Below are 23165 nucleotides of genomic sequence, written 5' to 3' on the forward strand. Positions count from 1 at the left end.
AATCCCAGCTTTCCTCCAGATGCATATCCTGATCGCGTTCGATAAGTTCAAAGACTGTATGACGGCCTCAGAGGCCTGTCAAATCGCCCAGGAAGTCATCCTCAAGCTCCACCCGAACTGGCAGGTCACCATCGCCCCCTTCAGCGACGGCGGAGAAGGATTTTGTGAGATACTGACCCGCTCGGCTTACGGAAAAATCGAGCGCGTGCCAGTGCTTGGCCCGCAGCTAACACCGCAGACTTCGCAAATCGGCTACGTGGACATCGGGCGGCTCGGCCACCGGGTCCGTGAAATCCTCCACCTGCCCTCCGAGGGCACCCTGGCCGTGATCGAAATGGCCCAGGCCAGCGGCTTGCAATCCATCCCGACCGACAAGCGCGACCCCTGGATCGCCTCCACCTACGGTACGGGCCAGCTCATCGCCGAGGCCGCCGACGCCGGGGCTCAGGAAATCCTGCTGGGCATCGGCGGCAGCGCCACTAACGACCTCGGGCTGGGAGCCCTGGAGGCCATCGGCTTGCAACTCATGGACCGGGACGGCCAACTCATCGACCACGCCACCCCGCGCGACTGGCCCCGCGTGGCCCGGCTCGACGGTGAAATCTGGCCCAACATCCCGCACATCAACATCGCCTGCGACGTGGAAAACCCGCTGCTCGGCCCCCACGGCGCGACCGCCACCTACGGCCCCCAGAAGGGTATGCGCTACGATGATTATTCCGCTTTTGAAAGCACCGTCTCCACTATGGCCAAACGCGTGTGCAGCTACTTCGAGCAGTCCGAATCCCTCATGTCCGCCCCGGGGGCCGGGGCCGCCGGGGGGATTGGCTTCGGCCTGCAGGCCGCCTGCGAAGCCCGCATGGTCAAGGGCTTCGACCTGGTGGAGTCCTGGCTCCAGTTAAAGGAGAAAGTCGCCGCCGCCGACCTTATCATCACCGGCGAGGGGAAGTTCGACCACAGTTCTCTCCAGGGCAAAGGCCCCGGCTCGCTCCTGCGCGAAGCCGCCCGCCAGCACAAACACGCCAAGATCGTGGCCGGCCTGGTCGAAAGCCGCCTGGAGCTTCCACCCAAAACCACCGCCGACAGCATGGCCCCCGAGGGCTACACCCGCGAACGCTCCATCGCAGAAGGAAAGAAACTCCTGGCCCGCAAGCTGGTCCAAATCTTCTCCAAGTAGGAGATCACTGCCATGACAACGGAGGAGCGGCACGAACAGCTCAAGCGCAAGCTGCATGAACGCATCCGGCGGGTAAAGCGCCTGATGCGCCCCCTGCCCCGCCGCGCCACCGTGCACCGATACCCGTTCCTGAAATGGTTCGCGCAGACGGCCCGCAAGCGGTCGTACCTGTGGTCGTTTCGCCGCCAGCATGTGCTGCCCGCGATTTATGTCGGCTGCATTCTTTCGATGATGCCGATCTACGGCATCCAGATACCCTGCGCCTTTGCCGTCGCCCTGCTTATCCGTGGCAATCTCATGATTATGGTGGCCACGCAGTTCATCACCAATCCGGTCACCTTCGTCCCACTCTACACTGCCGCCTGCTTCATCGGGCTGGAGATCATGTACCTGTTCGGCATGCCTATCCCCGGCGGGTCGGTCTGGGACTTTTCCGCTAACATCGCCCTGCACCTCAAGGAAATGGTCACCGACCTGATGGGGGCCTCCACCCCCCGCGCCTCGCTGGCCGCGCTGGTACAGTCCACCGGCATGAGTGGACACGCCCTCGTCGCCCTCGCGCTCAAGGCCACCATCCTCGGCGGGGCCATCATGGGCTATCTGATCGGCTTCGTCATCAGCCTGGTCTATCAGATCATGGCCCGCTATTACGAGCGTAGCGGACGAGCCATCCGGCAGCAGTTCGAGGAGTTCGCCCGTCAGGCCAAGTTGAAAATCCACCTCCCCGGAAAAAACGCCGATCCGAAAGATTCCACCGGCTCATGATCTCTGTGTCCAAGTATTTCCCGAAACTCTCCATCCTCCTCTGCTCTGTCCTCCTGACTGCCGTTGGCACGCAAGCGGCCCCGAAAGTCATGCTCGGGATCGACGTGCTGGAGGCCCGGAACTTCGCGCCTCTCAACGGGCTGCGGGTCGGCCTGCTCACGCACGGAGCCGGGGTTAACGGCCGGGGCATCCCGACCTGGAAAGTTCTCTACGACCACCCGAACGTCAACCTGACCGCCCTCTACGGCCCCGAACACGGGATCGACGGCAAGGCCAAGGCCGAGGTTTACGTCCCCAGCACCACGCATGCTGAGACCGGCCTGCCCGCTTACTCGCTCTACGGCCCCACCCGCAAGCCCTCCCCGGACATGCTCAGCGGGATCGATATCCTCGTGGTTGATCTCCAGGACGTGGGCGTGCGCAGCTACACCTACGTCAGCGCCATGCGCCTGGCGATGGAGGCGTGTTTCGAGCAGGGCATCCCGGTCATGGTGCTGGACCGCCCGAACCCGCTGGGCGGGCTCAAGGTGGACGGTCCGCCACTGGACAAGGACTTGATGTCTTATGTCGGTTCTTTCCGCGTGCCCTACGTGCACGGCCTGACCATTGGCGAACTCGCCCTCATGGCCAAAAACGTCCCCGGCTGGATGGATGTCTCCCCGGAAGTCCAGCAGAACGGCACGCTCTACGTCGTACCGATGCGGGGCTGGCGGCGCGACATGCTCTGGCCCGACACCGGGCTGCGCTGGACTCCGACCTCACCGGCGATTCCGGACTTTTCCGCCGCCGTCGGCTACGCCATGACGGGGCTGGGCTGCCAGATCGGCGGCTTCCGGCACGGCTACGGCGAGGGCTACCCCTTTCGCCTGCTCAACTATTACCAGAAAGACCCGATCTACGTCGCCCGCGCCCTTAACGCGCTCAACCTCCCGGGCGTGAAAATCCAGCTCATGCCCGAGGGCAAACAACCCGGCGGCTACGTCGTCGTGACCGACTGGGACAAACTCCGCCCGACCGAGATCAGCTTTTACATGATGCGCCTGACCTGCGCCTGGGGCGACGGCAACCCCTTCGCCGAAGCCACCTCCGGCAAGCAGCGCCTCTACAACATCCACGTCGGCTCGAACGCCTGGTGGAAGGAAATTTCCACCCGCGGCAGCCAGGCCCGCGTGGACGAGTTCATCCGCCAGTGGGAGGCCGACGCCAAGCTTTTCCAGAAGTGGAGCCGCCGCTACTGGCAGTACCAGTGAGGGTTCCGGCCTGCCAGCCACACACAGGTGTGGGAAGCAGAGTTGCCCGCGAAGTCACGCCAAGAGGCGCGAAATAAAGCTCATTAGGCAGTCCTTGTCTGTCTCAAATCACTTGACATCACAAAGCCCTCCGCCATCCATTATTGTGTCCCACAAGGCACAATAACCCACTCTCTACCAAGCAATGAAGCTGCCCCCCATCCTGCTCGTTTGCATCGCTCTTCTGGGCGGATGCGTGACCCAACGCCAGTTTACCGCCGATGGAATCCCGGACCCGAGCTACCAGATTGGCGGGGGTGATTTCTTTGTCACGCAAGCACCTTCCGACGGCACCTTCTACATAGTGGAGGAAACCACCAAACGCATCCTGATCAGTGCCACCACTCTCGAGGCAAGCCCCATTACCTTCAACGTGAATGAATCTGAAATCGCCGCCAATGAAGACGATTTCGAAGAGAAATACGGTATCCGCCGGGATCAGGTCAGAATTGTCCTGTATTTCATTCCCCATCGTGTCGAGTACTACAGGGGAGAACGACCCGACTTCAACACGGAGGGATAACAATCCTCATTTTGTCCGCGTGGTCTGACCTTCCTTGCCGAAGGGCATCTTCTTCGCCGAATAAAGGCCGCATCAGGCGGGCGGAGCGGGCGGCAGTACCTGCCGGGCGGGGCTGTAACAGGTCGTGCGGCCTCCGATGGTTTCGCGCACGAGCGGCTGGCCGGTTTTCGGGCAAGTGCCGCCGTCCTCCCACCGGTGCGGGAAAAGCCAGTCCGGCGGCGGGTCGCCCCAATCGGTCCCGATGACTTCCATCGCGTCCGCGCAAACTTCGCGCACCGTCCGGTAAAGGCGGCTCTGCGTCCGCGCGTCGAGCGATCCGGCCGGGGTGGCCGGATGCAGCGCGGCGCGCCAAAGGATTTCGTCCGCCATCCAGTTGCCGATGCCGGGGAAGCACTCCTGCATGAGCAGCACCGCCTTGAGCGGCGAACGCTTGCGGCGCTGGAGAAAGGCCCGCATCAGCGACAGCGTAAAGTCCTCCGAAAGTACCTGCGGCGGGAGTTCCCGCCACCACGGCGGTGGTTCCGCCCCGGTCTCGAATCGCACCCGCCCGAAGAGGCGCGGGTCGTTAAACACCAGCACCCGTCCGGCCTGCACCAGCACGAGGTGGTCGTGCCTGTCGGGCACATAGGGAACCGGCGAGGAAAACAGCTTGCCCGTCATCCCGAGGTGTACCCCGAGCCAGCCCCCGCCGCCGAAGCCAAAGAGCATCTGCTTGCCGTGCGCCCATGAGCGCTCGAGCACCGCGCCCCGCAGCGCCTTATCCAGCGCGCCGGTATCGCACTCGCGGAAAATCCGCGCCTGCGGATGCAGCCGTACCTCGCGGACGGATTCGCCCAGACCGGGGTTCCACTGCTTGCGGTAAAATTCGACTTCGGCCAGTTCCGGCATGGCAAAACGGTGTACGGCTCAGCCCTCAACCACAAGAATCCTCAGGACGACACTTCCTTTTGTCCGGACAGATTTGACGAATCTGCGAGACGGACGGCTTCTTTGCACGACTCGCCCAACTCTACTTGTAATTCGCGCCGGCGATAACCGGAACGCCGCCACAACGGGATTTTCCACCTCAGTATCCGGAGCACCTTGCGGTCTCCGTCGTTCCGGAACGAGACGAGGTTCTCCATCGTTTTGCAGGCGAGCAACCGCAGCAAAACGAGCCGCTGAGAGGGGCTCAGCCCGAGGAAAACGTCGCAGAGGTTATAGCTGTAGTAGCCGTCCGAACTGAGAAAAGCCTTCATCGAGAAACAGAACGGCTTCCCCAGGCATAGCACGTCGCAGCACTGCTTGCGCAGCTTCTTGTCAGCGATCATCTGGTAGGAGTTGATGTAGCCGGACAGGAGATTCACGTTGCGGATGCGGTGGTGCAGGTCCTGCGAGTCGGACTTGATGGAAATGCCCGAAAAAATCGTCTGCTCCACCACCTTGTGCTCGGGCACATAAATGCGTTTGTTGTTGTTGATCAACGCGCAGGCCACCGCCAGATGGGGAAACGAATACATGATATTCGCCGAGATGCTGGTCATCACCTCTGTGGTCAGGATCTCGGTCTTGTAAATCGTCGAGGGCAGGAAGGCCATCGTGTTGAGAATGTACGGAGTGGGGTTGTCCGCCGGAAACTCAATCTTCCGCTCGGTCAGGACCGCATCATAATCATGCTCCAGGCCGTACTCGATCTCGTCCCAGTGGGTCCAGTCGTATTCGTCATCGTCACTGAGAATCCACACGTATTTCTTTGACGAGACCTCGAAGGCGCGTGCGATATTGGCATTACCCCCGATATTGCGCTTGTGCACGGTGTGCGTGAGGTTGGGAAACCTCTCCTGGTAACGCTCGACGAGACGGGCGGTATTGTCCGTCGAGTGGTTATTCAGGATCTTGATATCGAAGTCGCGGATCGGGCTATCCTCCGCGAAAATCTGCCTGAAGGTCGCCTCCAGTTTTTCGCTCCGGTTGTACGTGATGAGGATGATCTCAAGAATGTCTTTAGTCGATGGCATAGAAGTATTACCGGGGCTGGGTAACAAAATCGTAACAGAACATAATATGGCAAAACGAAAGCGCAAAACAAAAGACACCCATATCGTCTTTCATTTTCGGGCCTAATGATGTCCGACGGCCTGCTTCTGGTAAAGGTGCTTGTAGTGCGGACAGCGCTCCATTAGCTCGGCGTGGGAGCCGTAGTCGATGATCCGCCCCTGCTCGAACACGATGATCTTGCGCACGTTCTTGATCGTGCTGAAACGGTGCGCAATGATGAGCACCGTCCGGTCGTCCATCAGTTTGTCGAGCGCCTTCTGGATAAAGGCTTCGCTGTTGCTGTCGAGGGCGCTGGTGGCCTCGTCGAGGATGATGATGGGGGGATTTTTCAGGAACACTCGCGCGATCGCGATCCGCTGCTTCTGACCGCCCGAAAGCTTGTCCCCACGCTCGCCGACAATGGTGTCGTACCCGGCCTCCAGCGACATAATGAAGTCGTGGGCATAGGCGCTGCGGGTCGCCTCGTACACCTCCTCCGGGGTGGCGTCGGGCTTGGCGATGAGGATGTTATTGTAAACGGTGTCGTTGAAGAGGACGGGGTACTGCGGGACCGAGCCGATATTGGCGGCGTAGTCGCGCGAGGCGATGTCGTGCAGCGGGATGCCGTCGGCCTTGATCACGCCCGAAACCGGGTCGTAGAGGCGCATGGAAAGCTTGGCGAAGGTGCTCTTGCCCGCGCCGCTCTCACCGACCAGCGCGCAGCCGGTCCCGGCCGGGATAACGATATTGGCATCCATCAGCACCGGCTTGTCCTTGTAGGCGAAGTTCACGCCTTCGAAGCGGATTTCGCCCTTCAGGCGGTCGATGGGGACGGGATTTTCGGGCTCGGGTACGGTTGACTCGTATTCCAGGATCTCGTTGATCCGCTCGAACATCGGGGTCGCCTTGATCAGGTCGGAGCACATCCGCATGATGCGCTTGATCGGGTCGATGGTGAAGTACAGCGCGATGCCGACCGCCGAGAAGGTCGGGAAGTCGATATTCGTCTCGTAGGCGTACACAAAGGTCACCGCCACCATGGTCGCCGCAAGCATTTCCATGATCGGCTGCTGCATGAGCTCGTACTTGGCGATCTTCATGCAGAAGTTCTGAAACGAGCGGTTGAGGTCGCGGAAAAGCCCCTTCTGGGCCTCCTGCATGTTAAAGAGCCGGACTTCGTGGGCGGCGTCGAGGTTCTCGTTAAAAAGCTGGGCCACACGGCTCAATTCGCCCTGCGAGCGGGCCATGTACATCTTCAGCTTCTTGCGCATCATCTGCACAGGCAGGATGCAGAACGGCACCGCCGCGATGAAGACCAGCAGAAAGACGATCTCGCCGTTGGTGAACGAGAGGTAGATCAGGAACGACACCGCGCCGATCACCTGCAAGGGTTGGCGGAAGATTTCCGAGGAAAACGAGGTCAGGATGGCCTGAATGGCGTTCGTATCGTTGTTGAGCCGCACGATCAGGTCGCCCGTCGTGTACTTGTCGAAAAACGCGATCGGGCTGTCCTGGATTTTCGAAAAAATGTCCTGCTTGATGTTTCTCAGGACCTCCAGAGAGACCTTGGTCGTGAAATACCCGCTGACATAACCGGCGATGGCCCTCACCCCGAAGATCAACGGCAGCAGCAGCGCCACCCCGATGACGTAATTGGCCGAGTACTCGTGCTCACCGGCTCGCTCCATGAATATCTTGCGCAGCACCTTGTCGAAAATGACCGGCATCCCGAAACCGCTGGACGCGCCGAAGATAATCCCGGCCCCGACCGCGATAATCAGCAGGTGCAGGCTTTGCCGAATGTATTTGAAATAGCGCTTGTACTTGTTCATCTCGCAGTCGATTCCCGCTGCCCCGACGAGGCTGGCTGTTCACGCATGGGCAGGTGTTTTTATCAGAAAAGCTAGTGTTGGTCCCCCGAGGGGGTATTTCGATGGCGTGGGCGGCAGCCCCGGAGGGTGCCACTGTGAAGCCGTTCATCTTGACCCAAGCCCCCGCCCTGGGCAAGTCTGGAGAACAGAAATGAACCGCCTCGCAATCCGCGTACATGAGCCGCTTTTTCATTGCCTGCGCCCCGCCAGGCGGAAACATTTCCCCCTGACCGCCCGCCCCAAGAACGACTTATGAAAAACATCCTGTTGACCGGAGGTAGCGGCTTTATCGGGAAAAACATCCTCGAAAGCCCCCTCGCCTCCCGCTACGAGATCACCGCCCCCGCCCGTGCCGAACTCGACCTGACCGACACCGGCAGCGTGGACGCCTTTTTCCACGGCAAAAGCTTCGACTGCGTGCTCCACGCCGGGGTCAAGCCCGGCCACCGCAACGCCCCCGACCACTCCCGGCTCCTTTACAGCAACCTCCGGATGTTCGAAAACCTCGAACGCCACCGCGACCACTACGGGCGGTTCCTGAACTTCGGCTCGGGCGCGATCTACGGCACTGCCGGGGACATCTCCGGCGCGACCGAAGCGGATATTTTTACCCGCATCCCCGAGGACGAGCACGGCTTCTGCAAGCACATCGTGGGCAAACGGATAGAGCAACTCCCCGGCTTCATCGACCTGGTCATTTTTGGTATCTTCGGCCGTTACGAGGACTTCGAGATCCGCTTCATCTCCAACGCCATCTGCAAGGCCATCCACGGCCTGCCCATCACCTTGCGCCAGAATCGCCGCTTCAGCTACATCGACGTGGCCGACCTCATGCCCGTGCTGGAGTTTTTCATCGAGGGCGAGCCCCGACACCGCTTTTACAATATCGTCGGCTCCCGCCACCTGGAGCTGGCCCGCATCGCCGAAATCGTCCGTGAAACAGCCGGTGCCAAGGCGGAGGTGCAGATCCAGACCCCCGGCTACGGCAAGGACTACTACGGCAGCAACGCCCGTCTCCTGGCCGAGCACGCCCTGCGCGAGACCCCGATCGAGGAATCCATCGCCCGGCTCTACCGCCACTACTACGACAATCGCAACCGCATTGACCCCACCCTGCTCGCAGCGGACAAGTAAGCCACACCCGCCAAACGTTACCGACATTTTCCACTGGCGCTTGCCAACGGTGGCAGTCCGGTTAATGATACCACCACGATGTGGGACGAACGCTACAGCGAATCCGGCTATGCCTACGGCACCGAGCCAAACGACTTCCTTCGCGCCGAGTACACGCGCATCGCTCCCGGCGGGCGCGTGCTCTGTCTGGCCGAGGGCCAGGGACGCAACGCCGTTTTCCTCGCCCGGCAAGGCTACGCCGTCACCGCGCTGGACCAGTCCCCCGTCGGCCTCCAACGGGCCGAGGAACTGGCGCGCACCCACGGAGTTAACATCGAAACCGTCACCGCCGACCTGGCCGACTACGACCTGGGCCACGGCTGGGACGGCATCGTCTCGATCTTCGGGCACACCCCGCCGCCCATCCGCAAGCGCATCCACGAGGCCATCCCGCTCGCGCTAAAAGAAGGCGGCGCCTACATCCTCGAAGCCTACACCCCGCGCCAGCTCGACATGCCCGGCAAGGGCGGCCCGCCCGCCGCCCAGCGCGAGTTTTTCATGTCACTGGATGTCCTGCGGCGAGAGCTGCCCGCACTCGATTTTGTCATCGGCCGGGAGGTCGAGCGCGAGGTCAACGAAGGCTCCTGCCATCAGGGCCTGTCCTCCGTTGTCCAACTCGTCGCGGTCAAAAGCTGACCCCCAAGCGAGGTGCGCGGTGGCGTGGCGCGTGTCGCCGCAGCGGACAGCAAGGCGGGCGCGGACTACCTCGCGACGTCGGCGTCTTCCGAGCGGGCTTCCCCGGAGTGGACGACGCGGATTTCGCCGCTCGGATAGAGCTTGGATCGGTCCCAGCTCAGCCCCTTGGGGAGCCGGGGCAGGGTTATTTCCTTGAATTTCCCCGCCAGTGGTCCCGCCGCCTGCCAGAGCCGGGACGTCTCCCCGGCAGCCCATTCAGTCACATTCGACGGCTCAAAAACCAGCTCACAGCCCGGCTTTAACGTCGCCCCCGACGCGAAGCTCAGCAGTGACGATCCGCGCACCACCAGCCGCCCGCCCGCCGGGATAATTTCGCCCGCCACGGTGAGTGTCCCCTCGCCGTCAACCGTCAGTGTGTGCCCGGCCAGATCAAGAGGCCCGGCAAGCGTCAGATCGCACCCTGCCGCCACCGCGCACACGGTATCCGCCGCCAGCGTGACGGGCACATTGATCCGGTGCGCGCCCTCCACAACCCGAAGCTCACCACCACGTTCCCCGCCGATGCTCAGTGCCCCAGCGCCCTCAATGACATAGGCGTGGGGATTCCTAAAGTTAATCCCGCCCACCGCGAACAGCGTATCCATTTTAACACTACACTGTTCGCCGCTGGCACTTCCCAGCCAGACGGTCTCCTCCAGGGTGTCGGGGCGCCCCCAGTAAAACCAGTTGTCCAGCTCGGCCCAATCCCCTGAGCCCGCTCGCGTCCACGCTCGCTGGCCGGGCTCGGGTGGTTCAACCTCCAATGGCCCTGTCCCGAGCTTGACCGGGGCGCTGTCCACGACTGCCAAAAAGTTCCCCATTCGGTCAAAACGCAGCGTGCGCCCGCCGTCCTCGCACAGATAAACCGAGCCGTCATCCGCCGCGCCCATCGCGACGACCTTCCCCAACGGCTCTTCCGCAAAATCCTCCCCGAGCGCATAAGCGCCTAAAGGGGCGTCCATGTATTGCGTCTTTTCGTAGCGGTTGACGCGCCCGGTCGCCGGGTCGAGCACAAGCACGAACTCCGGTTTGAGTTGGCGAAAATTCGCGATCCGGTGAAAGGTCATCAGGTTGCTGTCGTGCCCGCGCGGGGGCTTGCGTTCGCCGTCGCCGACATCGAAAGCCGTGCGCGAGGCCACCACCATGTCGTCGCCGTCGAAATCGAAGTTGAAATACTGGAAGCCCTCGCCGAACTCGGCGCTGTCGATATTGGGCGTGTAGAGAAACAGCTTTTCCACGTCCCAGTGAATGAGATCGTGCGAGCTGACCACCGCGGCCCCCGTACGGGTCAGGGCGGCAGTCGTCACCCCTTCATGAATTTTCAATACAGGGTTGGTCAGCGCGTAGAACTTGTCTGAAACTTCATCGTAGCCGACTCCGAATTTCTTGTCCGCACCCGGCAGCGACGGGAAGGCATCGGGGGCCGACGCGTCAAAGTCCACCCGCTTCGGATTTTGAGCGCGGATCAACGCCGTGTTCTGAAGGTTGCGGATCATGGGCAGGACATACACCTGCGTTCGCGGCGCGGCCACCACTTGTCCTTCGCCCCATTTGTTGAGCCAGCGATCGCCGAAAGGCTGGCCCTTGTTGCCATCAGCCATGTTGCTGCCCGTCCACGAGTCGGCGCGCATGAGGTCGGCATCGACCGGGGCCGAAATAAACCCGCGCCCCGCTCCGATCCAGATTCTCCCGCCGTGGACTACCGGCGTGCCGGGCGTCCCCACCCGCCCCAACCCGAGTTTGCCCGTGAACTCATCAATAGGCTCGGTCCAGGTTTCGCCATTGTCGGTGGATTTGCGGATGTTGGCAGCTTTGCCCTCGGCCTCAGGCCCAAGCAGATAGAGATCGCCGTCATGTACAAACAGGCTGGCCCGCAAAATCCCCTCCAACCGGGTCAGCAGCGTCCAGGTCTCCCCCTTGTCGGACGAGCGGTAAACCCAGGTCGTACCACTCGTTTTGGCCGACGAGCCCCAGTCGAAACAGGCGTGCGTGGCCACGTAGTCGCCGTTGGGCAGCACCACAATGCACGGGTCACACACATAGACCGGGAACATCGGTTCGTTAAACACCCGGCGTGGAGCCTCAATATAGCCAATCACCGTCCCCGGCACCCGCTCGAAATCCTGCCCGCACAGAGCTACCGGCAATCCAGCCCCTGCGAGCCCAACCGCCAATACCAACAGACGTGTATTCAAAATCCACGACAGGGAAAAAGTCGGCAACAGTCGCCGGGTAAAACGGCAAACATCACGCCAAAGCGGAAAGGGGGTAACCATGCGCTCCATACCGATGGAGCATGCCAGCCGCACCCCACACAGCAAGCCCGGAGTCCTCCGCCCCACCGGTCGACATGCAAGATCCGTTTCGGCAAAATAAGGAGCGTTAGAAAATTTGAGGACACGAGCTAATCTCGATAAGCGGACGCTAAAGCGCGTCATCGCTGCGGACGCGGGCATTGGCCCAGTGACGGAAGGCTTCCAGTTCGGCAGGGAGCGTGCCCGAAACCATCACCCAGGAAAACGTCCGCCGCACGCGCAGTCCCGGTTTTTCCAGCACGGCCAGACGGCCCAGCGCCAACTCCTGCCCGATGGTGCGCCGGGGCAGGAAGGCGACCCCCAGTCCGGCCAGCGCCGCACCGCGCAGGGCCAGCGTCCCCCCGAGCACGAAGTCGGTCCTCAGTTCCGAAACCGGAACGCCCCGGCGACGGAAAGCGTCCTCGACGACCCGGCGCGTCCCCGACCCAGGCTCACGCCATAGAAGGGGGAGACCCGCCAGGTCGCGGACACGGGTCACTTTTTGCAGCTTTTTCTGAAGGTCGCGCGGCAACCGGTCCGGGGAGTACACCGGGATAATCTCGTCGTTAGCAAAGGGCTCCAGGTGAAGGCCCGCCGCCCGCCTCAGCCCCTCGACCGCGCCCAGCGCAACGCGTCCGCTGCGCACGGCCCCAAGGACTTCGTCGGTGTTGCCGACGCGCAACTCCAGCCCCGGCACGCCCCGCGTGCGGGCATACTCGGCCAGAAGTTGCGGCAACACGAAATCCGCCAGCGTCGTGCTGGCCGATAGCCGCAGAGGCCCGGCCAGGCGCATCCCCGCCGCCGGATCGACCGCCTCGACCGCTTCACGCAGGACCTTGGGCAACTTTCGCGCCACCGGCAGCAGACGCCGCCCCGCCTCGGTCAATGTCATCCCCTGCGCCGAGCGGTCAAACAGCGCCTGCCCGACGGCATCCTCCAACCGCCGCAGCCGGGCCGAGAGCGCAGGCTGGGAAACGTGCATGGCACGTGAAGCGGCCAGCACACCACCACACTCGGCGATGGTCAGGAATGTGACCAGCCACTCCGGATCGACCTTGGGGAGGGAATTTACCATGATTATAAATGATTCAAATAGCTTATCGAAATTTACGATTACCACCTCCGGCTGGCAAGCGGATATACTCCCGCTCATGCCAGAAGACACAGACGCACCGGGACACATGCCCCGCACAGCTTGGTTGCTGCCCGTCGGGACATTGGCCTGCGCCGGGTTCGGCGCTCCGGCGGCGCTCGCTCTGGCGCTCGGGATCGGGGCGGCCTTCGCGGGGGCCAACACCGCCCCGGAGCGCTGGCATCACCGCGCCCACTGGCTGCTTCAGCTCTCGGTCATCGCACTGGGAGCCGGAATCGAACTGCCAGCGGTGGCACGAGCCGGGCTGGACGGGCTGGGCGTCACCCTGGTCAGCATCAGCGCCATCCTCGTGATCGGGAACCTGGTCGGGCGAGCGTTGGGCGTCCCCCGTCACACCCGGCTATTAATCAGCGCCGGGACGGCCATCTGCGGCGGGAGCGCCATCGCCGCTGTCGCCGGCGTGCTCAAGCCCCGCCAGCACGAGACAGCCGCCGCGCTGGGGATTGTGTTTATCCTGAACGCCGTGGCGCTGGTACTTTTTCCCTTTATCGGGCGCCTCCTGCACATGAGCGAACCGGCCTTTGGCTGGTGGGCGGCACTGGCCATTCACGACACCAGCTCGGTCGTCGGGGCGGGCTTGGCCTACGGCCCGCAGGCGCTGACCCTGGCGACAACGATCAAACTCGCCCGCGCCCTGTGGATCGTCCCGGTGGCGTTTTTCATCGCGCACCTGGAAAACCGCCAGAACCGTGCCGACAACCGCGAACCCGCTTCGGGCACAGCGGCCGGGAGCAAGTTCCCGTGGTTCATCCTCGGCTTTATCGCGCTGGCCGCCCTGCGTTGGACGCTGCCGGGGTTCGCGCCCGCCGGAGACTGGATCGCGCTGGCCGGACGCCATTGCCTGAGCGCCTCACTCTTTCTCATCGGCGCGGGCCTGAGCCCGCTCGCCCTGCGCAAAGTCGGCTGGTCCCCCGCGCTGCTCGGCCTCGGCATCTGGATACCCACCGCCGCCATCGCCCTGCTCTTCGCTGTGCTCTGGAAATGACTCAGGCTGGAGCAGTTCTGATCCCACTTTAAAACGGCCTTGCCCTGTCGGGGATTTTAACAGGAAGGCCAGAAAGAACGCCAAGTCCGCTCGGAAACGCAGCCTTTCTCACTTCCCGCCCTTTCTGTTAAAAAAAGTAAAATCAGGCCCGGCGGGCGCGTTTTTTGCGGGCGGGAGCGAGACGTTTGACGTAAACCTTCGAGTGGCGGGAGTTGCCGATGTAGTCCTCGCGGCGGGCCTTGGGGAGGTCGTCCTGCGTGCCTTCGGCGAATCCGGCCGAATCGCGGAAGAAATTCCCCGCCTGCGTACTGAGCGCGACGACGCGGTCGGCCTTCATGCGGCGGGCTTCGAGGCAGGCAAACTCGACCAGCTTTTTGCCCACGCCCCGGCCCTGGTAAAAGGGCTGCACGAGGACGGCCCCAAGCTCGACCGTCTTGCCATCGAGCGGGACAAGGCTGAAGCAGCCCACGATGCTCTCGTCGATTTCGTACACATAAAAGTTGCCGATGGCCTCTTCGATGGCGTGGCGGGTGCGGGTGCGCAGGGTTTCGCTTTTGGCGGCATTGCGGGTGATGGCAAAGATGCTGGCGGCGTCTTTTTTGCGGGCGGCACGGATCTGCTGGTAATCGTTGGCGTGGATCATGGTGCCGAGGCCGACCTTGTCGAAAATCTCGGTCAAAAGTCCGCCGAAGATGCGCCCGTCGAGGATGTGGGCGCGCGGGGTGCCCGCCTCAAGCGTCCGGGCTGCGTAGGCGGCCTTGGAAAGCAGGCGCTCGTCGAGGCTCTTTTTGTGCTTGGTGATGAGCGACTGAAGCTCGTCCAGCGGGATGTTCATGACCGGCTCCCCGTCCACCACGAGACCTGGGAAAGGCGTCAGGTAAATAAGCTTGGAGGCTTTCAGGCGGATGGCCAGTTCGCTGGCGAGTTGGTCGGAGTTGAGCCGGTAGGGCTGCCCGTCGCGGTCACAGGCCAGCGGAGAAAAAACCGGTACGACCCCTTCGGAAAGCATGAGCCGGATGAGCTTTTCATCGAGTTTCTCAATCTTGCCGGTATAGCCGAGATCCTTGCCCCGGATGACGCCCGTCTCGGTGGCGCGCACGGCGTTGGTGACGACGTAGCGCAGGCCGTTCTGGGTCAACGCGCGGGTGAGCACCTCCAGCACCTCGGAGCTGGCCGCCGTCGCCATCTCCAGCGTCGGGCCGTCGGTGGCTCCGCTGCCGTGGGCGTCGCTGATCGGGATGCCGCACTCCTCAGACAGACGCTTGATCTGCCGCCCGATCCCGTGCACCAGCACGATGTCGATGTTCAGGCTGCGCAGCACGGCGATGTCCGTAATGACGTTGGAGAAGTTCTCGTCGTCGATGATCGAGCCGTCCAGCGCGATCACAAACACGTGGTCGCGGAACTGCGGCACGTATTCGAGGATGCCGCGCAAGTCGGTCGGCTTGAGGGTGGTCTTCGTGTCCGAAGGCATGGTTAACATCATCAATATGGCCTACTTCCTCTGGGGTAAATTCAAAAAATCCTGATTGGCTTGCGGTGCGGGCGGGCACGCTTTTTATTGGTCGCTTCATGCCGACGAAAGCCCCGTTCGTGAGCGACCCGGTGGTCGATGACTTTCTGCTCTACCTGCAGACTGAGCGCGGCTTGTCGGCCAACACGGTGGAGGCCTACGGCAACGACCTCGCGCACGCCTGGGATTACCTCAAAGCACAGGGCGTGGGGGACTGGTCGGGGGTGGACCGGGAACACCTGGAGGGGTGGTTGAGCGAACTCTCGAAGCTCGACTACGAGCCGGCCACCGTCGCCCGCAAGCTCTCGGCACTGCGCATGTTCGCCAAATTCCTCGTACGCGAACGCGTCTGCGCGAAGGACTTCTGCGAACTGCTGGACACGCCCAAGCTGCACCGCAAGCTCCCCGGCACGCTCAGTGCCAACGAGGTCGAGCGCCTGCTCGACGCCCCCGACGAAGAGAGCCCGCAGGGCATCCGCGACCGCGCCATGCTGGAGCTGATGTACTCCAGCGGGCTTCGCGTTTCCGAACTATGCGAGTTACCCTTGCAGGCGGTGGACCTCGACCACGGCTTTGTGCGCATCTTCGGCAAGGGTTCAAAGGAGCGCATCGTGCCCGTCGGCTCCAAAGCCATTGAGGCCCTCGAACGCTACCTCTCCGTGGCCCGGCCGAAGCTGGTCAAACCCCGCACCGGGAGCGACCTTTTTCTTAGCCAGTGGGGGCGCGCCCTCTCGCGGAAAACCTTCTGGGTCAACCTGCGCCAACACGCCGCCACCGCCGGGATCACCAAGCCCGTCAAACCCCACCTGCTGCGCCACTCCTTCGCCACCCACCTGCTCGAAAACGGGGCCGACCTGCGCGCCATCCAGGAAATGCTCGGCCACGCCGACATCTCCACCACCCAGATTTACACCGCCGTCAAAACCGAATCCCTCGCCACCCAGCACGCCCAGTTCCACCCCCGCCGCAAGCAGGTGCGCGAGTGAGCCGGGCCGGGAGGGAGAGCTGGTAGAAGAAGGGAAGCGTGGGGCTCCGCGCCCCCACACCCCGCGGCAGGTCCGGCTGGACCAGCTTTTTAGCTGCACCCCCGGTCCGGCGTCCGGGCTTCGCCCAAACGCCGGACCGACATTGAAGCCATCACTGACACGGGCCCGCCAATGGTGGTTTGGGGCTTGTAGGTTGCCGTTCTCACGAAGGAACGAAGTCCCGTCTCAAAAGTTTTTTAGAGAGAGCGCGAGAGGGTGTTTTTTTCAAAAAACACCCTCTCACATAATCCTCAAAGCTACTTAGGGTCGGTATAAAATCACTCCACCCGGCTCAGGTACTCGGGCAGTTTGCCGCCGAAGGCTCCATTGGAGAAGACCACGACGCAGCGCGGGCGGGATGTGTCCTGGAGGGTGGCGGTGGTAAGGGAATCCAGCAGGTCGTCGAAGGAGGTGCAGGCGCGGGTTTGCGTGCCCTGTGCGCTGAGGTCGCGGGCCATGCGGTCGGTGTCGAGCCGGTTGTCCTCGGCGTAGCGGTCGGGACGGTGCACGGGCGCGAGGAAGCACTCGTCGGCCCCGGCGAGGGCCTCGGTAAAGGCGCTCTGGAAATGCGCGGTGCAGGCGGTGTTGCTGCGGGGCTCGAAGCAGGCGGTCAATTGCCAGCCAGGGTAGCGCGCCCGCAGAGAAACCAGGGTCTGGGCGATAGCGGTCGGGTGGTGCCCGAAGTCCTCCAGCACGGTCAGGCCGGGACGGGCCAGCCGGACCTCCTGACGACGCTTGACGCCGAGGAAGTCTCTCAGTGGGGAAAGGTCGAGCGAGGCGGGTTTGAGCGGATCGAGGATCAGCCCGGCGGCGAGCGCGGCCATAGCGGCGTTGCGGGCGTTGAAGAGACCGGGCAGGCTCCAGGCGACGGGGGTGGTTTCACCGCCGGGCCAGCGCAGGGTGAAGCGCGAGCCTTCGGCGTCCTCGGAAAAATCCACTATCCGGCAGTCGGCGTTTTCACCCGTGCCGACGGAGAGGCAACGCGTCCACGGCACGGGCATCATGGCGGCGAGCGTCGGCTCGTCGGCGTTGTAGAGGATGGCCCCGCCCTGCGGCACGAGCCGGGTCAGGTGCCGAAAGCTGCGGATAATGTCCTCCAGGTCGCGGAAGATGTCCCCGTGGTCGAACTCCAGGTTGTTCATCACGAGCACGCGCGGCTGGTAGTGGATGAACTTGCTGCGCTTGTCAAAAAAGGCCGAGTCGTACTCGTCGCCCTCGATGACGAAGGGGCCGCCGGCCTCCCCCAGTTCCGCGCCGGTGGGCAGATCGCGGGGCACGCCGCCGATCATCCAGCCGGGTCTGGGCGCGTGCGCCGGGGTGTTCCTGGTCAGCAAGGTGGCGGCCAGCGAAGTGGTGGTGGTCTTGCCGTGTGTACCGGAAACCACGATATTGCGTCGGGCCGAGAGGATTTCCCGGCTGACCAGCTCCGGCAGCGAGACGAAGGGGATTTTGCGCGTTTCCAGCAGCCACTCGACTTCGGGGTTGCCGCGGCTCATGGCGTTGCCAATGACCACGGTGTCTGGGGCCAGGGCCTCCAGCCGTTGCGGGTCGAAGCCCTCCATGACCTCAATCCCGGCCCCGGCCAGCAGGTCGGACATCGGCGGGTAAATGCCAGTATCGGAGCCGCTGACCGCGTGCCCCTGGCGTTTCATCAGGACCGCAACGTTGCCCATCGCGGTTCCGCAGATTCCCATGAAGTAGATTTTCAAAGCGTTTGAAGAATAAAGAGAATTTTACTCACACGGAGGCACAGAGGCACGGAGATAAATATTGAAGCGTCATCCATGAAATACTTTTTAATCCTCCGTGGCTCCGTGCGAGATGAATATAAAAAAGAGTCTTTCCACCGCCCCCGAGTTTTTCCGAGAAACGGCCTAGACAAGGCTTATTCCGATAAGCACGATGGCGGGAAGCAAAAATAACCCTTTTAGCGATTTGTTTGTTATGAAAGTGATGATTATCGGTTCCGGCGGGCGCGAACATACCCTGCTCAAGAGCTGCTTGGCCAGCGATCTGGTGGACGAGGTTTTCGCCGCCCCCGGCAACGGCGGGATGCAGGCCGAAGCCCGTTGCGTGCCCCTGAACGTCGAGGACATCCCCGCCACCGTCAAGCTGGCGCAGGCCGAAGGGGTTGACTTCGTCATCGTCGGGCCGGAAGTGCCGCTCAGCCTCGGCGTCGTCGATGCCCTGGAGGCCGTCGGCATCCCCGCCTACGGCCCGAACAAGGCCGCTGCCCGCCTGGAGGCCAGCAAGACCTTCACCAAGGACTTTCTCCTGCGCCACCACATCCCCACCGCCATGGGCAAGCGCATCACCGACCTCAACGAGGCGCTGGCGTATTTAAAAACCCAGTCCTACCCCGTCGTCATCAAGGCCGACGGCCTGGCCGCGGGCAAGGGCGTGATCATCGCGCAGAGCTTCGAGGACGCCGAGCGCACCGCCCACGACATGCTCGTGCGCAACACCTTCGGCGTGAGCGGCCACGAGATCCTGATCGAGGAGTTCATGGACGGCGAGGAGGCCTCCATCATGCTCATGGTCAGCGGACGCGACTACGTCATGCTGCCCCCCAGCCAGGACCACAAGCGCATCGGCGAGGGCGACACCGGGCCCAACACCGGCGGCATGGGCGCTTACGCCCCGGCGGCGGTCGTCACCCCCGACATCAACGAAAAGGTGGTCAAGGAAATCATCGAGCCGACGCTCGCGGGGCTGGAGGCCGATGGCATCACTTTCCGGGGTACGCTCTACATCGGCATCATGATCGAAAAAGGCCAGCCCAAGGTGGTCGAGTTCAACGTCCGCTTTGGCGACCCCGAAACGCAGGTGCTCCTACCCCTGCTCAAGGACGACCCGGTCAAGATCATGCTCGACTGCGCCAAGGGCACGCTCAAGCCCGCCGAGGTCAAGATCAGCGACGACTACGCCCTGGTCGTGGTCATGGCCGCCGCCGGTTATCCGGGCGGCTACGAAAAGGGCAAGCCCATCTCCTTCCCCGCCGAAGTCGAACCGGGCACGGCCATCATCCACGCCGGGACCAAACAGCTTGAAGACGGCACCATCGTCACCAGCGGGGGCCGCGTGCTCGGGATCACCGGCACCGGAAAAACCCTCCGCGAAGCCGCCCAACGCACCTACGCCCTCTGCGATCAGGTCCACTTTGACGGTGCGCAACTGCGCCGCGACATCGGCTATCGCCAACTCGCCCGCGAATGAACCTTCTGTTGACAGCTCTGGGCGCGCTGGCGCTTCCCCTGACGGGGGCGGTTGCCGCCCCCGCGGCGGAAGGCGACGCCTCGGCGTCCGGGACGCCCCCGGCTGTCACCGCTGCGGCCGCCACCGAGGCCGCAGACAATTCTGCCAGCGGTGCGGCGGAGGGGTTGCCTTCCGCCGAGTCGCTCATGGCCGAAGAACTGGCGGCCCACTCCCAACAGGAACTGGTCTGGCGCGGGCTGGCCGCGCTTTACCCGGAAAAAGTCCTGACCGTCCCGCCGCCGGAACTTCCCGGCCACTCCCCCGCCCCGCCCCTCAAGGCCGACCTGCCGCGCGGCGTCACCTACCTGCGCATTTACGACCCCTCGCTCGGGCTTGCCATGTTGGACACCGTCAAGGACCCGCAAAAGCTCATCCTCGACCTGCGCTTCTGCTCCACGCCTGCGCCGAAGAAATTCCTCAACCGCCTGAACAAGCTCGGAGAGGAGCGCCCCGTCATCGTGCTGGTCAACCGACGTACCGCCGGGGAGATCGAAATCCAGTTGGCCGACCTCCAGGCGAAGAAAAAAATCCTCACCGTGGGCACCCCCACCGCCGGACAGACCGGCACCTATATTCCCGTGCCGGGAATGATGCACTTTTACGTATTGGAGAGCGAAATCCTCACCGCCGACGGGCAATCCCTGCTCGGCAAGGGCCTGACGCCCTCCGTCGCCGTCGAGGCCGACCCGCAGGCCGATTACCTGGCCTACCACCTGGTCGAGCGCGGCACCGCCGTCGAGTCGGTCCTGCAAATGCAGTTCGCCCCCCGCAACGGCACCAGTGCCGAAAGCCCCGAGAAAGACCAGGCAGCGACCATCGACGCCGTCCTGCAACGCGGAATGGATGTGATTGTCGCTTTACAAGTGATGGGTCTGCTGCCACCTTCCTGATCACGCATGTCCGACCGTAACCACGTCACCGTCGTCTGCACAGCGAATATCTGCCGCAGCCCCATGGGAGAAAAGCTCCTCGCCCACGCGCTTCAGGCAGAGGGTCAGCCCCTGTCGTCCATCACGGTCCAGTCCGCGGGCGTGTCGGCCTTTTGCGGCGAACCCGCCTCGGCCAACGCCGTGCGCGCCGTGAAAAAAGTCGGTCTCGATCTCTCCGGGCACCGCAGCCAGGGCATGACGCAGGCCATTGTCGATCAGTCGCTGGCCATTTTCTGCATGACCCAGACGCACCGGGCGATGATCGAAATGCAGTTTGCGCAAACCACACCCCACGTTTATCTTTTCCGGGAGCTGATGGGCGGCGGAGCCGACGTGGAAATCCCCGACCCCTTCGGCAGCAGCCTCCCCGCCTATGAGGCGGCCCGCGACAGCATGGTCGAGGCCGTCCCGTCTATCGTGGCCTTTCTCAAAGCGCATTACGACGATTTGAAAAACCCGACCCCTGCCTGAACATGAAAATCTCTCTCGGTTCCGACCACGGCGGCGTTGACCTGAAAAACGCCGTCCTCCAAGTGCTTAAGGATATGGGCCATGAGGCCATCGACCGCGGCACCTACGACCACCAGCGGGTGGACTACCCGGACTACGGCAAGGCCGTGGCCGAGGATGTCGCCAAGGGCGAGGCCGACTTCGGGGTACTCGTGTGCACGACCGGGATCGGCATCTCCATCAGCGCGAACAAGGTCCGGGGCATCCGCGCCGCCGTCGTCTCCAACGAGGACGGGGCCGAGTTCTCCCGCCGCCACAACAACGCCAACATTATCTGCTTCGGCCAGAAATACCAGACTGCCTACGAGGCGGCCAAATTTACCCGGATTTTCCTCGAAACCCCCTACGACGGCGGTCGCCACCAGATCCGTCTCGACAAGATTTCCGCCATCGAGCTGGAAAACGAGCGGTAGGCCGGACGTTCTGACGAGCCTGCGGCCCGCCAGAACAAGTTTGAGAGTTTGAAGGTTTGAGAGTTTGAGAGTTGAAGTAGGAGGGGGCGGTATGGCGATAAAGTGCCCGTCAGGCAGTGACGATCCACGAACCGCCTGAACTCTCAAACCTTCAAACCTTCAAACTCTCAAACTTCCTTGCGCAAACCGGGCGGTTTGCGCAAGTCGGCTTGACTCCGGGCCGTATTGACGGCATTTAGAACAGCTTTTCACATCATGCCTACCGAAGCCAAGTTCTCGACCCTCAATCCCGCGCCTCTGGCCGAGTTTGATCCGGAAATCTACAACGCCATCAGCCAGGAGTGCCACCGTCAGCAGACGCACATCGAGCTGATCGCCTCGGAAAACTTCACGCTGCCCTCGGTCATGGAAGCCGCTGGCAGCGTGTTGACCAACAAGTACGCCGAGGGTTATCCGGGCAAGCGCTACTACGGCGGTTGCACCCATGTGGATACCGTCGAACAGCTCGCCATCGACCGCGCCAAGGCCCTCTTCGGTGCCGACCACGCCAATGTCCAGCCCCACGCTGGTAGCCAGGCCAACATCGCCGTCTATACCGCCATGCTCAAGCACGGCGACAAGATCCTGACCATGCGCCTTTCCGACGGCGGCCACCTCACCCACGGCAGCCCGGTCAACTTCTCCGGCATCAACTACGAGGTCGTCCACTACGGCGTCAGCCCGGAAACCGGCCAGATCGACTACGATGAGCTGGCTGAAATGGCCGTCCGCGAAAAGCCGAAGATGATCACAGTCGGTGCCTCGGCCTACCCGCGCACCATCGACTTTGCCAAAATGGGCGAAATCGCCCGTTCCGTCGGGGCCCTGCTCATGGCCGACATCGCCCACATCGCGGGCCTCGTCGCCGCCGGTGAGCACCCCAACCCGGTCCCGCACGCCGACTTCGTCACCACCACCACGCACAAGACCCTGCGCGGCCCGCGCGGCGGCCTCATCATGTGCAAGGAAGAGCACGCCAAGGCCATCGACATGGCCGTGTTCCCAATGAACCAGGGCGGCCCGCTCATGCACATCATCGCGGCCAAGGCCGTCTGCTTCAAGGACGCCGCCACCGAGGAGTTCAAGAAGTACCAGCACCAGATCGTACTCAACGCCCGCGCTTTGGCCAAGGGCTTGATCGAGAAGGGCTTCGAGCTTTGCAGCGGCGGCACCGACAACCACCTGATGGTGCTCGACTTCCGCAACAGCCACCCCGAGCTGTCCGGCCTCAAAGCCCAGCGCGCCCTCGACTTGGCCAATATCACGACCAGCCGCAGTTCGGTCCCCGGCGACACACGCAAGCCCTACTACACCTCGGGCCTGCGTCTGGGCACGCCCGCCGTCACCACTCGCGGCATGACCGAGGCCGAGATGCCCGTCATCGCCGAAGCCATCGCCGATGTGCTCAACAATGTGGAGGACGAGGCTAAAATCACCGCCACCCGTGAGAAGCTCCTCGCCCTGGCCGCCCGCTTCCCCCTTCCCTACAAGGATTGAGGAAAATATTAACTCCAACCCTTTCATAAGAAAGAATTGACCCAAACGGCGCTCTGAGGTGAT

Annotated in this window: 20 protein-coding genes; 13 read left to right on the top strand and 7 right to left on the bottom strand. The window is 62.8% G+C overall.

Annotated features, from left to right (window positions below; genetic code table 11):
• The first annotated feature begins 19 nt into the window (after positions 1-19).
• The 4 genes from H5P28_RS16015 to H5P28_RS16030 all read left to right on the top strand — a co-directional run bounded on the left by H5P28_RS16015 (position 20) and on the right by H5P28_RS16030 (position 3754).
• Positions 20-1177, top strand: coding sequence for a glycerate kinase family protein (locus H5P28_RS16015; RefSeq protein ID WP_185676704.1), 1158 nt, complete (start codon positions 20-22; stop codon positions 1175-1177).
• 12 nt (positions 1178-1189) lie between these two features.
• A complete protein-coding gene (locus tag H5P28_RS16020; protein WP_185676705.1) occupies positions 1190-1942 on the top strand; it encodes a DUF2062 domain-containing protein in 753 nt (250 codons plus the stop codon).
• Positions 1939-3192 (top strand): DUF1343 domain-containing protein, encoded by a 1254-nt coding sequence (locus H5P28_RS16025; RefSeq protein WP_185676706.1) that lies wholly within the window; start codon positions 1939-1941, stop codon positions 3190-3192. Before H5P28_RS16020 ends, H5P28_RS16025 begins: the two co-directional genes overlap by 4 nt.
• Before the next feature lie 184 nt (positions 3193-3376).
• Positions 3377-3754, top strand: a complete 378-nt coding sequence (locus H5P28_RS16030) for a hypothetical protein (protein ID WP_185676707.1) — start codon at positions 3377-3379, stop codon at positions 3752-3754.
• A 72-nt stretch (positions 3755-3826) separates the two neighbouring features.
• Here the strand turns inward: H5P28_RS16030 and H5P28_RS16035 are convergent, their stop codons facing one another.
• From H5P28_RS16035 to H5P28_RS16045, 3 genes are all read right to left on the bottom strand, one after another.
• Positions 3827-4642 (bottom strand): Fpg/Nei family DNA glycosylase, encoded by an 816-nt coding sequence (locus tag H5P28_RS16035; RefSeq protein ID WP_185676708.1) that lies wholly within the window; start codon positions 4640-4642, stop codon positions 3827-3829.
• A gap of 41 nt (positions 4643-4683) precedes the next feature.
• Complete coding sequence (locus H5P28_RS16040; protein WP_185676709.1) at positions 4684-5751, bottom strand: glycosyltransferase family 2 protein; 1068 nt, start codon at positions 5749-5751, stop codon at positions 4684-4686.
• A gap of 102 nt (positions 5752-5853) precedes the next feature.
• A complete protein-coding gene (locus H5P28_RS16045) occupies positions 5854-7602 on the bottom strand; it encodes an ABC transporter ATP-binding protein (protein WP_185676710.1) in 1749 nt (582 codons plus the stop codon).
• 291 nt (positions 7603-7893) lie between these two features.
• Here H5P28_RS16045 and H5P28_RS16050 point away from each other — a divergent pair, with 291 nt between their 5' ends.
• Both H5P28_RS16050 and H5P28_RS16055 read left to right on the top strand, forming a co-directional pair.
• Positions 7894-8775, top strand: a complete 882-nt coding sequence (locus H5P28_RS16050) for an NAD-dependent epimerase/dehydratase family protein (RefSeq protein WP_185676711.1) — start codon at positions 7894-7896, stop codon at positions 8773-8775.
• A 78-nt stretch (positions 8776-8853) separates the two neighbouring features.
• Positions 8854-9450 (top strand): SAM-dependent methyltransferase, encoded by a 597-nt coding sequence (locus tag H5P28_RS16055; RefSeq protein ID WP_185676712.1) that lies wholly within the window; start codon positions 8854-8856, stop codon positions 9448-9450.
• A gap of 65 nt (positions 9451-9515) precedes the next feature.
• On the opposite strand, the gene H5P28_RS16060 is transcribed toward H5P28_RS16055, so the two are convergent.
• Together H5P28_RS16060 and H5P28_RS16065 are read right to left on the bottom strand one after the other, a co-directional pair.
• A complete protein-coding gene (locus H5P28_RS16060) occupies positions 9516-11765 on the bottom strand; it encodes a sialidase family protein (RefSeq protein WP_185676713.1) in 2250 nt (749 codons plus the stop codon).
• A 148-nt stretch (positions 11766-11913) separates the two neighbouring features.
• Positions 11914-12858, bottom strand: coding sequence for a LysR family transcriptional regulator (locus H5P28_RS16065; protein WP_185676714.1), 945 nt, complete (start codon positions 12856-12858; stop codon positions 11914-11916).
• 76 nt (positions 12859-12934) lie between these two features.
• Here H5P28_RS16065 and H5P28_RS16070 point away from each other — a divergent pair, with 76 nt between their 5' ends.
• Positions 12935-13921, top strand: coding sequence for a YeiH family protein (locus H5P28_RS16070; RefSeq protein WP_185676715.1), 987 nt, complete (start codon positions 12935-12937; stop codon positions 13919-13921).
• A gap of 142 nt (positions 13922-14063) precedes the next feature.
• Here H5P28_RS16070 and argA read toward each other — a convergent pair whose 3' ends face one another.
• Positions 14064-15395, bottom strand: coding sequence for an amino-acid N-acetyltransferase (gene argA, locus H5P28_RS16075; protein ID WP_185676716.1), 1332 nt, complete (start codon positions 15393-15395; stop codon positions 14064-14066).
• 98 nt (positions 15396-15493) lie between these two features.
• Here argA and xerD point away from each other — a divergent pair, with 98 nt between their 5' ends.
• Positions 15494-16420, top strand: a complete 927-nt coding sequence (gene xerD / locus H5P28_RS16080; protein WP_185676717.1) for a site-specific tyrosine recombinase XerD — start codon at positions 15494-15496, stop codon at positions 16418-16420.
• A gap of 317 nt (positions 16421-16737) precedes the next feature.
• On the opposite strand, the gene H5P28_RS16085 is transcribed toward xerD, so the two are convergent.
• Positions 16738-18168, bottom strand: a complete 1431-nt coding sequence (locus tag H5P28_RS16085) for a UDP-N-acetylmuramate--L-alanine ligase (RefSeq protein ID WP_185676718.1) — start codon at positions 18166-18168, stop codon at positions 16738-16740.
• 235 nt (positions 18169-18403) lie between these two features.
• On the opposite strand from H5P28_RS16085, the gene purD reads away from it, so the two are divergent.
• The 5 genes from purD (at position 18404) to H5P28_RS16110 (ending at position 23102) form a co-directional block, all read left to right on the top strand.
• Entirely contained in the window at positions 18404-19675 is a 1272-nt protein-coding gene (purD, locus tag H5P28_RS16090; protein ID WP_185676719.1) for a phosphoribosylamine--glycine ligase, read from the top strand.
• Entirely contained in the window at positions 19672-20604 is a 933-nt protein-coding gene (locus H5P28_RS16095; protein WP_185676720.1) for a S41 family peptidase, read from the top strand. The genes purD and H5P28_RS16095 overlap by 4 nt, the downstream gene beginning before the upstream one ends.
• A 6-nt stretch (positions 20605-20610) precedes the next feature.
• Positions 20611-21114 carry an arsenate reductase/protein-tyrosine-phosphatase family protein gene (locus H5P28_RS16100; protein WP_185676721.1) on the top strand — a complete coding sequence of 168 codons (504 nt, stop codon included), beginning with the start codon at positions 20611-20613 and terminating at the stop codon, positions 21112-21114.
• 2 nt (positions 21115-21116) lie between these two features.
• Positions 21117-21566, top strand: a complete 450-nt coding sequence (rpiB, locus tag H5P28_RS16105; protein WP_185676722.1) for a ribose 5-phosphate isomerase B — start codon at positions 21117-21119, stop codon at positions 21564-21566.
• 255 nt (positions 21567-21821) lie between these two features.
• Complete coding sequence (locus H5P28_RS16110; protein WP_185676723.1) at positions 21822-23102, top strand: serine hydroxymethyltransferase; 1281 nt, start codon at positions 21822-21824, stop codon at positions 23100-23102.
• The last annotated feature ends 63 nt before the right edge of the window (positions 23103-23165 follow it).

This window comes from Ruficoccus amylovorans (genome assembly GCF_014230085.1).
GTDB classification, from domain to species: Bacteria; Verrucomicrobiota; Verrucomicrobiia; order Opitutales; family Cerasicoccaceae; genus Ruficoccus; species Ruficoccus amylovorans.